This is a genomic window from Bradyrhizobium sp. AUGA SZCCT0283 (assembly GCF_018130385.1).
Lineage (GTDB): Bacteria > Pseudomonadota > Alphaproteobacteria > Rhizobiales > Xanthobacteraceae > Bradyrhizobium.
The window spans coordinates 61,836-74,312 of sequence record NZ_JAFCLU010000005.1 but is presented as its reverse complement, the minus strand read 5'-3'; the positions used below and the strand labels follow the sequence as shown (position 1 = coordinate 74,312).

13 protein-coding genes are annotated in these 12,477 nt (G+C 63.0%); 4 read left to right on the top strand and 9 right to left on the bottom strand.

Annotation, left to right across the window (positions count from 1 at the left end):
- Positions 1–592: 592 nt before the first annotated feature.
- Positions 593–715, bottom strand: a complete 123-nt coding sequence (locus tag JQ624_RS39295; RefSeq protein ID WP_283816907.1) for a hypothetical protein — start codon at positions 713–715, stop codon at positions 593–595.
- A gap of 220 nt (positions 716–935) precedes the next feature.
- Here JQ624_RS39295 and JQ624_RS09400 point away from each other — a divergent pair, with 220 nt between their 5' ends.
- Complete coding sequence (locus JQ624_RS09400) at positions 936–1,628, top strand: class I SAM-dependent methyltransferase (protein WP_212418594.1); 693 nt, start codon at positions 936–938, stop codon at positions 1,626–1,628.
- Here JQ624_RS09400 and JQ624_RS09395 read toward each other — a convergent pair.
- From JQ624_RS09395 to JQ624_RS09375, 5 genes are read right to left on the bottom strand one after another with little or no spacing between them, the layout of a single operon-like run.
- Positions 1,589–2,713 carry a cysteine desulfurase family protein gene (locus JQ624_RS09395; protein WP_212418593.1) on the bottom strand — a complete coding sequence of 375 codons (1,125 nt, stop codon included), beginning with the start codon at positions 2,711–2,713 and terminating at the stop codon, positions 1,589–1,591. The genes JQ624_RS09400 and JQ624_RS09395 overlap by 40 nt on opposite strands.
- 19 nt (positions 2,714–2,732) lie before the next feature.
- Positions 2,733–3,086, bottom strand: a complete 354-nt coding sequence (locus JQ624_RS09390; RefSeq protein WP_212418592.1) for a DsrE/DsrF/TusD sulfur relay family protein — start codon at positions 3,084–3,086, stop codon at positions 2,733–2,735.
- A gap of 49 nt (positions 3,087–3,135) precedes the next feature.
- Positions 3,136–3,489 (bottom strand): SHOCT domain-containing protein, encoded by a 354-nt coding sequence (locus tag JQ624_RS09385; RefSeq protein ID WP_212418591.1) that lies wholly within the window; start codon positions 3,487–3,489, stop codon positions 3,136–3,138.
- A gap of 31 nt (positions 3,490–3,520) precedes the next feature.
- Positions 3,521–4,813 carry an MFS transporter gene (locus JQ624_RS09380; protein ID WP_212418590.1) on the bottom strand — a complete coding sequence of 431 codons (1,293 nt, stop codon included), beginning with the start codon at positions 4,811–4,813 and terminating at the stop codon, positions 3,521–3,523.
- Positions 4,814–4,816: 3 nt separating this feature from the next.
- On the bottom strand, positions 4,817–5,557 hold the full coding sequence (locus JQ624_RS09375; protein WP_212418589.1) for an MBL fold metallo-hydrolase: 741 nt from the start codon (positions 5,555–5,557) through the stop codon (positions 4,817–4,819).
- A 75-nt stretch (positions 5,558–5,632) separates the two neighbouring features.
- On the opposite strand from JQ624_RS09375, the gene JQ624_RS09370 reads away from it, so the two are divergent.
- From JQ624_RS09370 to JQ624_RS09360, 3 genes are all read left to right on the top strand, one after another.
- Complete coding sequence (locus JQ624_RS09370; RefSeq protein ID WP_212418588.1) at positions 5,633–6,301, top strand: metalloregulator ArsR/SmtB family transcription factor; 669 nt, start codon at positions 5,633–5,635, stop codon at positions 6,299–6,301.
- An 18-nt stretch (positions 6,302–6,319) separates the two neighbouring features.
- A complete protein-coding gene (locus tag JQ624_RS09365; RefSeq protein ID WP_212418587.1) occupies positions 6,320–7,162 on the top strand; it encodes a nucleoside phosphorylase in 843 nt (280 codons plus the stop codon).
- A 1,178-nt stretch (positions 7,163–8,340) separates the two neighbouring features.
- Complete coding sequence (locus tag JQ624_RS09360) at positions 8,341–9,480, top strand: hypothetical protein (protein WP_212418586.1); 1,140 nt, start codon at positions 8,341–8,343, stop codon at positions 9,478–9,480.
- Between the two features lie 18 nt (positions 9,481–9,498).
- Here JQ624_RS09360 and gmk read toward each other — a convergent pair whose 3' ends face one another.
- From gmk to mltG, 3 genes are all read right to left on the bottom strand, one after another.
- Positions 9,499–10,152 (bottom strand): guanylate kinase, encoded by a 654-nt coding sequence (gene gmk / locus JQ624_RS09355; RefSeq protein WP_212418585.1) that lies wholly within the window; start codon positions 10,150–10,152, stop codon positions 9,499–9,501.
- Positions 10,153–10,155: 3 nt separating this feature from the next.
- Positions 10,156–11,043, bottom strand: coding sequence for a YicC/YloC family endoribonuclease (locus JQ624_RS09350; RefSeq protein WP_212418584.1), 888 nt, complete (start codon positions 11,041–11,043; stop codon positions 10,156–10,158).
- A 127-nt stretch (positions 11,044–11,170) separates the two neighbouring features.
- A complete protein-coding gene (gene mltG, locus JQ624_RS09345) occupies positions 11,171–12,454 on the bottom strand; it encodes an endolytic transglycosylase MltG (RefSeq protein WP_212418583.1) in 1,284 nt (427 codons plus the stop codon).
- Positions 12,455–12,477: the final 23 nt, after the last annotated feature.

The window sequence follows — 12,477 nt, the reverse complement described above, 5'->3', positions numbered from 1 at the left end:
AAGCCCATTGGTATCTTGATGGTACGCAACTGGGATGGCGGGGCGCAGCCGTGTTGGAAGTGTTGATTACCAAGCGAAGCTCGATCAAGTGGGAATGGCGGATCTGTGACCGCTACGGGGCCACGATTATGGGCGGGTTTGAGAGCACCCGACCAGCGGCCAAGTACCGGGGTAATCGGGCGCTATTTCTTTTGTTGTCTACGCGCTGGATACGATGATGCGCGAAGTCGCGCGCCAGATTGCGAACAGCGGTCGCCGGCCGTGTAAACCAGCCGCAATAACAGGGCTCCAGAGCGATCAGGGGCCCATTGGTCGCGCGAAATCGGCATAGGCTATCTTCATAAAGCCTTGCGCCTCGCCGTGCCGGGTAAGATCGTTCGCCATGAACACTATTCCGAAAAACTACGGTGAATGACCCCGACGATATTGCACGTCGGGGTCATTCGAGATCATCAGGCCGGGTACTTCCGCCGCGCCTTCCGATCACAAGCGTCGATAATTACGGTACCTGACCAGGGCTGGATGTGGCAACCGTGTCATCGAGGTAATCACATTTCGCGCGAAAACGGCTCGCGGCCAGCTCGCGCTTGCGTCAGTCGGCCCGGCGCTGACGCTCCAGCGCAGACGCCTTACGCGCCTCAACATCCGAGATGATCGTGTCGATCTCGACACCATCCAGCGTGCGCTTGATCCGCAACACGATGGACAAAGCCATCACTACGTCTCCATAGGGCATCAGCAAATCGTGTGCAGCGACCTCGGAATTACGGTGCCAGCACTGTCACCGTAATTCCGTAATTCCCGAAAGCCGACCAACGCACTGATTTGCCGCTACATTTTCGGAAACGGCCAGCCGCCCTTCATTTTCGGCGAGCCAGCCGCTTGGCCATAAGGCACACTGCAGGCCAGATATTGATGTCATCAGAAGGCTGAACATGCGCCGCCCCCGCTTTATCGCCGAACACGCCCGAAATGCGCGGGGATTGGTGGGCCGGATAATTGCCTTCATCATGGCTCGTGAAACCCGGAGCCAGAATCTGCGGGCGATGGATGCGCTCGGCATCGATCGAAGCGATCAAATCCTCGACCTCGGATGCGGACACGGGCACAGCCTGACCGAACTGGCCGCCCGTGCTGCGACGGGACACGTCGTTGGCGTGGATCCCTCTGAGTTGATGGTCGAGATCGCAATACAGCGCAACAGAGCGCTCATCGAGGCCGCTCGCGTCGAGGTGGTCCGTGCGACCGTGGAATCGCTGCCCTTCCCCGATGACGCCTTCGACAAGATTGTGTGCGTTCACGTGCTTTATTTCTGGAAAGATCTCGACGTGTCCCTGCGCGAGATCGCCCGCGTGCTAAAGCCGGGTGGCCGTTTGGGATTGTTGTTCCGGACCAAAGCCGACTTGGCGGCCGTTGCATCATTCCCGCCGGAGATCTACCGCTTTCCCGCGCTCGCCGACGTGACGGCAGCGCTGGAACGCGCGGCGCTGGACGTCCATGCTGGTGCCGACTACGCGAACGAGCCTGTCCTCCTGTTGGCAGAGAAACGACCGCCTCGGACGGCATCCGAAGTATCGCACACAACCGATCAGGCCGATGCGATCCTGGCGAGTCGTGCGATCACTTGATCGATCTCGTCCGCCGTGGTGCCCCTTCCCAAACTGAAACGGATCGCCCCCATTCCAATTCTCTCGGGTATGCTCATGGCGGCAAGAACGGGCGAGAGTTCGATCCGCCCCGAATGGCACGCCGAACCCGTCGATGCTGCAATACCGTTCAATTGCCCCAGTATATCCGCGCCGACCTTGCCGACGAACGACACGTTGAGCGTGTTGGGCAACCGCTGTGTGACGTGGCCATTGAGCACGACGCGATCGCCGAATCGTTCTTGCAGCGCCTCCCAGAAGCGATCACGCAGAGCCCGGACACGCTCCATCGGTGCAAGGTCTGCGGCCAGCGCGCAAGCCGTGCCGAGCCCGGCAGCGAGCAGTGCGCTCTCGGTTCCGGCGCGCCGGCCCAGCTCATGGCCGGCGCCGTGAATTAATGGCTCCAGCTCGACACCGCCTCTCACATAGAGCGCACCAACACCTTTCGGAGCGTAGAGCTTGTGGCCAGCAATCGTGAGCAGATCGACGCGGAGCTCGTCGACTTTGGTTGGGATCTTTCCAACCGACTGCGCTGCGTCCGTATGAAAGCGGATTCCATGCTCCCGCGCGATCGTGCCGATTTCGTTGATCGGCTGGATGGTGCCGACCTCGTTGTTGGCGTGCATGACGCTGATCAGGATAGTCTGCGGGGTCACAGCGCGGCGCACGTCTTCTGGATCGACGCGGCCTGTCCGGTCCACCGGAAGGTAAGTGACAAACCCGCCCAGCTGCTTGAGGAACTCGCAGGGGGCAAGAACAGCGGGATGCTCGACCTCAGTGGTGATGATGTGCGGCGTCCCTTTGTGCTTCAGCGCGAAGAACGTGCCCTTAATAGCCAAGTTGTTCGCTTCACTTCCGCCGCTGGTGAACACGATTTCCTCCGGCGCGGAGCCTAGCAGCGAGGCAACTTGTCCACGGGCTTTCTCCAGAGCCGCTTTCGCCGGGGTGCTGGCCCAATGGCCGCTGGACGGATTGCCGAAGGCCACCTCCAGGAACGCCCGCATTGCTGCTGCCACCGCCGGATCGATAGGCGTGCTCGCGTTATAGTCGAGATAAATCGGCGGCATGCCAGTTCCTCGGGGCAGTTCAGAACACCAACACCTTCTCGGCTGAGACGGTGATCGTCGCGAGTTCGGCCATACTGCTACGTCTCACGCCACTCAAAACCTCGGCATCAGCGAGGCCGCGGGCATCCATGCAGGTGCCGCAAAGCAGGATTTGTCCTTTTCCCGCGAGGACGCCCTTCAGCATGCGTTCTACATTGTAGTAGCCATCCGGAGTCTTCTGACCCGACTTCGCGGCTACTACCGCGTCGGCCATCAAAAACACCGTCACCATGATCGCAGGATTGCCCTTGGCGAGAGCGAGGGCGAGGCGCAGGCCGTTGTAGCACCGCTCGGTGCCGTAGGGCGGGTCGTTCAGTATTAGCAGGACTTGCATGGCCGTTCCCCTTTCCAACTAAGCGAGCGCTTGGGGCCGGCGAGCCGAGCTACTCGCCGAGAACGCGCCGCCGGTCCTCGAATTCCGCCTTGTCGATTTCGCCGCGCGCAAAACGCTCCTTGAGAATATCGAGCGGTGTGCGAACGGGCGGGAATTGGTGCGGCGGCATTGCCCCTTGCCAAGGCCCACCCAGCCAGCGAACGAGGATGACGACAACGGCAACCAAGACCGCGAGAAAGAGGATCATGAGCAACGGACCGAAGATCGTGGCGTACCATCCTCCGCCCCACCCCATCATGTGCGGACCCCAACCGTACCGCTCTGCGTCCGAGGGTGCCTGCGCCCATACTGCGCCGGGTAGAAGGGAGAGAGCAGCGACCATTTGGACCAAGACTTTCTGCATGGGCTTGCTCCATCATCAAAGAAGCCTAACTCTACTCCGCCGGTCGGTTCGCGTTTTGCGCGAGGTCAACGGAACCCGCCGCCCGTTCGCGCATGAAGACCGCTACGACGACGCCAGAAATAAACGTCAAAGCGGCGATCGAACTGATCGCGGCTGAAAGCCCGAATCTGTCTGCGATGATGCCGGCCGACAGTGCTCCGATCGCATAACCGAGATCCCGCCAGAAGCGGTAGACGCTGAGCGAGCGTGCGCGCCAGCTCGGATGCGATGCATCGGAGACGGCGGCGATCAGGCTCGGGTAAACCATAGCCGTGCCAACACCGAGGAGTAGGCTGCCGACGAGCCACCACTCGAAATGACTTGTTGCCCCGGTCAGGAACAGGCCGGCGGCCTGCACCCACATGCCGGCCACGATCAGGCCCTTGCGGCCCCACCGATCGGACAGGGGACCTGTTGCGATCTGCAAGATGCCCCAGGTCGCCGGATAGACTGCCTTCAGCAGGCCGATGCGTTCGACTGCAAGGCCAAACGACGCGAAGAACAGCGGGAAGATCCCCCAGCTCATTCCGTCATTGAGGTTATTGACGAGGCCGGCCTGCGAAGCGGCGAACAGATTCCGATCCTTGAATGAGGTGAGAAGGAAGATCTCCCGGAAACCGATCGGAGCTGCTTGTCGTGCATGCCCCGCGGTCTCCAACCGGACGTGATCGCGCGTGTCGTGCACCAGCAGGATCGAGAGCGCGGCGCCGAGAATCGCGTAGGCAACACCGAGATAGATCGGAGCCGGTCGAAGACCGTATCGAGAGGCGAGATAACCAGTGAGGAATGCCGTGACGCCCACGGCGAGATAGCCGGCGAACTCGTTGAGCCCGACTGCAAGCCCGCGCGACTTCGGCCCCACGAGGTCGATCTTCATGATCACGGTCATCGACCAGGCAAGGCCCTGGTTGATGCCGAGAAGGGCGTTCGCCGCGATGATCCAGTTCCAGCTTGGTGCCCACATGATCATGAACGGCACTGGCAGGCCGACGAGCCACCCGAGGACGAGGACACGCTTGCGTCCCCAGGCGTCGGCAAGTTGGCCGGAGATCAGGTTGGCGAACGCCTTCACTACGCCGAAGCTGATGATGAAGGATACGACAACAGTCGTCGAGCCTATCTTGAACTCTTCGGCACCGATCAGCGGCACGACGGTTCGCTCAATTCCGACCATGCCGCCGACGAAGGCATTGATCAGGACGAGCAACGCGAACTGCGGCCAATTTTCCTTGAGCCCCAGCCTGACCGGGTTGGCGGACTCTAGAGGGGATACCGCTTCGCTCATGGGTCAGGCCGCGACGGCCGTGACGCCTGAATTCACGGCCCTGATCTTCGCAGCTTCCGGCGGCGCAGGCGGAATCTCGGCGACCATGAAGCGCACAAATTCAGCTTCGTCCTCGATCATGAACGCCTGGTTGTGTCGCTTCTCGAAGCCGATTGTGGACCATGGCTTACCGCTCAGCCTGCGACCGCAGACGGAGCCCGCATATGCCCCCGGCAGCACCTCGACGTAATCTGGAAGCTTCTTCAATCTGTCCACGCTGCGGAACAGTTGCGTTGCACCCTCTTCGGCGCTGACGGCGAGTTCAGTGCGGCCGAGATCGCCGACCATAAGGGTATGGCCGGTGAAGACGAACCAAGGTTCGTCGGCTCGCGTCCGGTCTGTCACGAGAATGCAGATGTGCTCGGGCGTGTGCCCCGGCGTGTGCAGCACCGTCGCCGAGACGTTGCCGAGCGGAAGGACTTCCCCATCCCGCACTCCCTTGAAAGGAAACGATACGCCTGTCTCCGCCGAGAGCACGTACGCGGCCCCTGCCGCGTCAGCCAGCGCCCGGCCCGCCGAGAGATGGTCGGCATGGACATGCGTGTCGATGACGAAGTGAATTCGCATGCCGGCGTTGTCGGCAGCCTGCAGATAGGGATGGATATCGCCGACGGGATCGACCACCGCGCCCGCAGCCTTGCCACCGCAGCCAAAGAGATAGGAGATGCCGACCGGATCATTATGCAAGAATTGACGGAGAATCATGGGCTTGCACTCCTGTTCGAGAGCAGGTACAATAACATTCAATCGATCTGCTGAATGATATACTGAGGAATTGTCGTGTCAAGCACCGGACCGAAACAGGCGATCTACCGGAACCTGGCCGAGGTGGCTCAGGCCCTTGGGCATGCGCACCGGCTGGAACTCTTGGAGCACCTGGCGCAAGGCGTGCGCAGCGTCGAGGAGCTATCCGCCCGTGCGCATCTGACGTTTGCCAACACTTCCCGCCACCTGCAGATCCTCAGGCGGGCACGCCTCGTCGAGACCGAGCGCCGTGGCAAACACGTTCTCTATCGCTTGGCCGGCGATACCGAAGTGGTCGCGCTGATCAAAGCCCTGGGTCGCGTCGGCGAACGCAATATTGCCGAGATCGGCCGCGTCGTGACCGATTACTTTCAGGCGCGCGACGCGCTCGAACCAGTGTCGCGAGACGATCTGGTCACTAGACTGCGCGACGATCTCGTCACGGTGCTCGATGTTCGTCCCGAAGACGAGTTCGCACTTGGTCATCTCCCGGGGGCTCTCAACATCCCGCTCGCCGAACTGGAACGTCGCTTGGGTGAACTTCCGAAAAGCCGTGAGGTGATCGCCTACTGCCGTGGGCCCTATTGCGTGCTTTCGTTCGAGGCCGTCGCAGCGCTCAGGGCGCGAGGCTATCGCGTCCGCCGGCTGGAGGACGGATACCCCGAATGGAAGGCCGCCGGCCTGCCATTCGAAGCCGTCGCTTGAGATAAGCGGATAATCGCGATGGACGAGAAAACTGATCGTGCGGACATCGCTTGGCCGTTAGTCGTCAGCAAGGACCACAAAGCCCCCTCCGTATTTCGGCCGGAAGCTTTGCTGCGGGAAGCGCGCCGCCAGAAGGGATTGCCTCTCGTCGCCGTACCCGAAATCTGCGTGCTCGATCCGGACGGCGACGTCGTACGCCACATCAAGAGGAAAGGAAACGGGCGCACTCACGAAGGATGGGCGTGCTACCACACGGAACTCCTTGCCTTCGATCTCGACGACGTCGGAGAAGTCGGTATCGTGGGCTGCGCGGTCGGCGCCCCGTTCGCTGTCCTCGTGGCTGAACAGCTCTTTGCGTCGGGCTGTCGGCTGATCGTCAGCGTCACCTCAGCCGGACAAATCACTCCGATCGGTCCGACGCCATACTTCATCCTGATTGACCGCGCCGTGCGCGACGAGGGAACGAGCCATCACTATCTGCCGCCAGCAACATTCGCTGAGGCACCGGATTCAGTGCTGCTCACTGACGCTGAACGGGAGCTCCTCGGACTCACGGGCATCTCGGTTCACCGTGGCCCGACCTGGACGACCGACGCGCCATATCGCGAGACCGAAGCCGCAATTGCGTCAGCGCGGGACTTGGGTGCGCTTGCCGTCGAGATGGAGGCTGCGGCCCTCTATGCCTTCGCGAATGCGGCTCGCCGATCAGTCATCTGTTTTGCGCATGTGACAAATGCGATGGCTCAGACTGAAGGAGACTTCGAGAAGGGTGAGGCAGACGGAACCACGGCCACGCTCGCGGTCGTTGCAGCTGCAACCCGAGCGTGGTCTGCGTCACGTCGAAGACGGGACTTTGGTTGACTACTGAAAAATTACGGTGGCACTTAATAGCCGTTTCCAATTCTCGCGATTTTCTCCAACGGCCCCAATCACTGATTTGCCCCTCCTGGCAAGAAACATATTTCGCACCCGCTCAAAATTTTTCGCTTAACGCGCCACCCAAATCAAACCTACAACTCCCGCTATCCTGTCCCGAGAGAGGGGCGTTGGCCATCGTCACGAACGTTGGGACGGGTTGCGGTGGACGCGGCAGCGTCAGGCGCGGGGTGCGTTCGCAGGGCGGGTCTTCCGTGAGCGGGCGCTACTCGCGCAGACGAACGGCGCTTAAACGCTTCAGTCGAAACTTCTTCCGGCAGCATGCGGGCCGGTCGAGGCGTATGGCTCGAGGAAGCTGCGGACGGCAAAACCGTGTGGTCCTGGCACCCGTTGCTGGTGTCAAGCTGATGGAGATTGTCGGGCCCGACCGGGCCTTCGATCAATCGCCAATCCGTCAGCGACGGAGGCCAGAGGAATTCGGCTCCGGGGAGAGCGCGGCATAAGCCGATAAACCACTGCGCAGGGAAGGCCGGGTGTTCCGGCGCACCTGCGGTCCGCCGTGTGCATTCTTGCGCACGACTGCGGGTGTGATGGGCACCCGGCTTTCCCTGCGCCCTCTGTTTCATGAGGGCATCGCAGATCGCATCACTTCGGGCGCACCCCGCGCCGCGAGATCGCACTGTCGTATCCAGCCGCCGGCCGCATCTATCGAAAACACTTACGCGTATCGGAGCACCGGCATTACCCTGCGCAAATCTGGCAGCGCCGGCGGGCAGCATCGGGAACGACGAAAAATCGCTATCCGGCCCGCGAAGCGCTGCGCGCAAGAATTCGGGCGAGTTGAGCTCCGGCCAGGCCAGCCCAAACGGCGCCACGACGAGGGGCGGATCCGTCTTGGGTTTGAGCCGGTTCCGGCCGTTTCTCGGGGCCGCAGCGGCTCTGGTTCATTCGTGCGATCGGACGGCTGCTCCGGACGCTGGACCGCCTCCAAACAGTGGGAAAAACACCGGTTTTTCGAGAGGCTTAGGCCGCCTCATGTGAGGCAGCGCACTGGCCCCAATTATACCCCATCCCTTCCGGAATTGCGGCTCATTGCCACCCAAGTCTCTGACCAGATTGGGGGGCGTCAAGAGTCGTGTTGCGTTGCGTTGCCGGGGATGTGCATGTCGAACCGTTCCGTGAAATTCGCCCCGGCGCTCCTGGCCGGGGTTGTGGCAGGAGCCAACCTGGCCACCATGACGGATCTCCGGGCCCAGGTAACAACAGCAGTGGAAGCCCCGACGCAAGCGCCCCAGGCCGCCGCGGACAGTTGCCTGTCCGCGCCGAAGGGCGCGACTCCCTCGGGCAACCATTGGTACTATCGCATCGACCGCGTCACCAAACGTCAATGCTGGTATCTCCGGGAGGAGAGCGACACGGCCGACGACAAGTTCGCGCGCGCCGCGCCGCCAGCTTCGGCCCCGGCGCCAGCCTCGACAGCAGAAGAGCCGTCGCCGCCACAACAACGAACCATCACACGCAAGTCGATCGCCGACGCGCGTGCCGAATGGATCTCCCAGCAACCCCGCGCCGAGCCAAATTCGCCCGCCAAAGTCGAGCGAACGGCTGCGGCGATCCCCGCACCGGCCGTGCAGAACAACCCGCGCGCAGCGATGCCGAACGTGCTGGCGCCAGCGCCGCTGTCGTCGATGCGATGGAATGACGCTCCCACCACGCGCGCTCTAACCAATCCAGCCGATCTCCAGGTCGCCGCCGCCAACCCGCCCGCAGGCCAGCCGGCACCGGCCGAGGAAGTGCAGCAGCCCGCGGCAGATCAGGTTGCGCCCGCCCCAGCGGATGCGGCGACGGCAAAGCCGACCGCATCGCTGCAGAAGTTGCTTCTGGTGATGGCCGCCGCGCTCGCGCTGGCCGGTCTCACGGTAAGCGCGATCGTCAGGATCGGCCGCATGCGGGCGCGCCGCGCGATGCGCCGCAAGCGGCGCGCGATGTGGGATTCCGCAAAGACAAAGCGGCGTTCGCCGCAACCGATGTTCCACGACGAGGACGCCGGGCTGCGGCGCACCGGCGGCGTGCACAATCCGCGCGTGCCCCAGGACCGGACACGTGTGCCGCAGGAGCGGACGACGCGCGTACCCCAAGAGCGGACGCGCGTGCCTCAAGAGCGGACGCGCGTGCCCCAAGAGCGGCCACGTCCGCCCCAGGAACGGCGACACGTCCCCCAGGATCGCGTGCCCCAGGATCGGGAGCGGGAGCTGCAGGTTACGGAAATGCTGGCCCGGCTCGCCCGCAGCGCGCAGACCTGACCGAACCGGACGCGGCGGCTATTTTTCCAGCTGGCGCTGCAGCTTGCGAACGAACTCGGTGAGGCCGGTGCGGCGCTCGCGCTTGAGCCGCTCGGCCTTGAGGATCGACTGCACTTCGGCGAACGCGTCATCGACGTTGTGGTTGACGACGATATAGTCGTATTCTGCCCAGTGACTGAGTTCATGGGTGGCGCGGCTCATGCGCCCGCGAATCACCTCGTCGGAATCCTGCGCCCGCGTGTGCAGCCGTTTCTCGAGATCGGCGGCCGATGGCGGCAGGATGAAGACCCGGACCACATCGACGCTTGCCTTCTGATGCAGCTGCTGGGTGCCCTGCCAATCGATGTCGAACAAAACATCCTGTCCCGCGGACAATGCTGCTTCGACCGGCGCCCGCGGCGTACCGTAGAGATTGTCGAATACAGTCGCCCATTCGAGCAGTTCGCCCTGCTCCACCATCGTCTCGAATTTTGGCTTGTCGACGAAGAAATAGTCGCGGCCCTCGACCTCGCCCGGTCGCATCGAGCGTGTCGTCGCCGAAACTGACATCTTCAGGCCCGGCTCGCGCTCAAGCAGCATGCGCGACAGCGTGGTCTTGCCCGCGCCGGAAGGCGACGACAGCACGAACATCAGCCCTCGCCGTTCAACCCCGTCGAAACCTCCAGCCGTCATCGGTTACTCCAGGTTCTGGACCTGCTCGCGGAATTGCTCGACCACGTTCTTCATCTCGAGCCCGGTCTGGGTCAATTCCAGATCATTCGATTTGGAGCAGCAGGTGTTGACCTCGCGGTTGAATTCCTGGGCAAGGAAGTCGAGCCGCCGCCCGACCGGTCCGCCCTTGCCGATCATCTCGCGGGCCTGCGCGACGTGCGAGGCGATGCGGTCGAGCTCTTCGCGGATGTCGGCCTTGGTCGCGATCATGATCGCTTCCTGATTGAGCCTGTCGGGATCGAAGCGTTCGGAAGTCTCCAGCAGGGCCGCCACCTGCTCGGCCAGGCGCGCCCTGATCGCCTCGGGCTTGCGGCCGGGCGCGGCCTCGGCCCTCTTCGCCAGTCTCTCGATTTCATCCATGCGCTGGATCAGAATTTGCCCGAGCGTCACGCCTTCGCGGCGGCGCATCTCGATCAACTGGGCGAGCGCCTGTTCGAAGGCGGCGGCAGCCGCATCCCTCGCCGCCTTGTCTTCCGCGTCGTCGCTTTCGGGTTCGACGACCTCGATGACGCCCTTGATGCCGAGCAGCCCGTCGATGCTCGGCGCCACCGCGTCGATCTTGCCGGCGAGCACGCCCGCGACCTTCACGATCGAGGCGAGCACGTCTTCATTGATGCGTATGGCCGAGACCGCGTTGGCGCGCTTGACGTTGAGGTTGGCGTACACTGTCCCCCGCGACAGCACCTCGCCGGCGCGTTTCTTGGCAAAGGCCTCCAGCTCGTCCCAGCCGGGCGGCAGGCGCAAGCGCAGGTCAAAACCCTTGGCGTTGACGGACTTCAGTTCCCATTCGAACGTATAGGGGCCGCTGGCGCCGTGGCTCCGGGCAAAACCGGTCATGCTCGATAGCGCCATCGCGTAACACTCTCCGAAAGACAGGGATTTCGAGACTCGAAAGGAACGGCGGGACCTTAAGCCGATTTCCGCCAAAGTGGAATTACGTTCCGGCTGTGGACGGAACGCCTATTCAACCGGCCGGACGTCAGCGCTGAACCACCGGCGGCGTCGCGGTCGACTGCGCGGCGCCCTGGCGGGCCGGCGCCGCCGCAGGTGCCGCAGGACGGGCGGGTGGCTTTTTCGCCGGCGCCGCCGGTCGCGGCGTGGTCGCGGTTGGATTGGTATCGGCCGGTGCTCCGGCCGCCGTCGGCGGCGGCGCATCCTCGGACGGTTCGACGGTATCGTTCTGAATCTGCTTTTCGAGCGCCCGCAGCTTGGCGACGTTCTTCTGGTGCTGGTCGTAGGTCTCGGTAAAGGCGTGCCCGCCGGTCCCATCGGCCACGAAGAACAGGTCGCGCGTACGCGCCGGGTTGGCCGCTGCTTCGAGCGAGGCGCGGCCCGGATTGGCGATCGGCCCGGGCGGCAGACCTTCGATGACATAGGTGTTGTAGGGCGAAGGCTGCGTGATCTCGGAGCGCTTGATCGGCCGTCCCAGCGTTCCCTTGCCGCCGACCAGACCGTAGATGATGGTCGGATCGGACTGCAGCTTGATCCTCTGCCGCAGGCGATTGGTGAACACGGCGGCCACGCGGCTGCGCTCATCGGCCCGGCCGGTTTCCTTCTCGATGATCGAGGCCAGCGTGATGAGTTGCTCCGGCGACTTGACCAGAACATCCGGATTGCGGCGCTCCCAGATCTCCGCGAGCACCCGCTTCTGGGTCTGCTGCATGCGCTGGATCACCTGCTCGCGCGTGGTGCCACGCGGGAATTTGTAGGTTTCCGGCAGCAGCGTGCCTTCGCGCGGCATTTCCCGCACTGAGCCCGAGAAGATGTCGTTGTCGGTAAGCCGCGCCACGATCTGTTCGGACGTCAGGCCTTCGGGAATAGTAACAGCGTGCTGCACCACCTTGCCCTCGACGATGGTGGCGATGACATCGCGCAGGCTGGATTTCTTTTGGAAGGAATATTCGCCGGGCTTCAGGTCGGAACTCGCCTTGAGCGCAAACACACCGCCGATGAATACCCAGGGATTGACGTTGATCACGCCCTCACGCAGCAGCGCGTCGGCGATGTCGCGCTTGCCGGCACGCGCGGGAATGTTGACGATCTTGTCTTCCTGCAGCGGGCCCGGGGTCTCCAGCATTTGCCTGCCGTAATAGTACACCGTTCCCGCCCCGATCATCAGAATGATCAGGATAGTGATGATGGCATTGCCGACCACCACGAAAGGATTGCGGGCGCGCTCCGACCGCTTCGGCGGCGGCGGCACCTGCTCGGGCTCCAACGCAGCGCGCGGGCTCCGTGGTGAAATGGGCGGCCTCTCACTCATCGATGCAACCTGAATCCTGTCGG

Coding starts and splice junctions, on each gene's coding strand:
- JQ624_RS39295 (WP_283816907.1), bottom strand. CDS start 715: ATGGCTTTGTCCATCGTGTTGCGGATCAAGCGCACGCTGGATGGTGTC.
- JQ624_RS09400 (WP_212418594.1), top strand. CDS start 936: ATGCGCCGCCCCCGCTTTATCGCCGAACACGCCCGAAATGCGCGGGGA.
- JQ624_RS09395 (WP_212418593.1), bottom strand. CDS start 2,713: ATGCCGCCGATTTATCTCGACTATAACGCGAGCACGCCTATCGATCCG.
- JQ624_RS09390 (WP_212418592.1), bottom strand. CDS start 3,086: ATGCAAGTCCTGCTAATACTGAACGACCCGCCCTACGGCACCGAGCGG.
- JQ624_RS09385 (WP_212418591.1), bottom strand. CDS start 3,489: ATGCAGAAAGTCTTGGTCCAAATGGTCGCTGCTCTCTCCCTTCTACCC.
- JQ624_RS09380 (WP_212418590.1), bottom strand. CDS start 4,813: ATGAGCGAAGCGGTATCCCCTCTAGAGTCCGCCAACCCGGTCAGGCTG.
- JQ624_RS09375 (WP_212418589.1), bottom strand. CDS start 5,557: ATGATTCTCCGTCAATTCTTGCATAATGATCCGGTCGGCATCTCCTAT.
- JQ624_RS09365 (WP_212418587.1), top strand. CDS start 6,320: ATGGACGAGAAAACTGATCGTGCGGACATCGCTTGGCCGTTAGTCGTC.
- JQ624_RS09360 (WP_212418586.1), top strand. CDS start 8,341: ATGTCGAACCGTTCCGTGAAATTCGCCCCGGCGCTCCTGGCCGGGGTT.
- gmk (WP_212418585.1), bottom strand. CDS start 10,152: ATGACGGCTGGAGGTTTCGACGGGGTTGAACGGCGAGGGCTGATGTTC.
- JQ624_RS09350 (WP_212418584.1), bottom strand. CDS start 11,043: ATGGCGCTATCGAGCATGACCGGTTTTGCCCGGAGCCACGGCGCCAGC.
- mltG (WP_212418583.1), bottom strand. CDS start 12,454: ATGAGTGAGAGGCCGCCCATTTCACCACGGAGCCCGCGCGCTGCGTTG.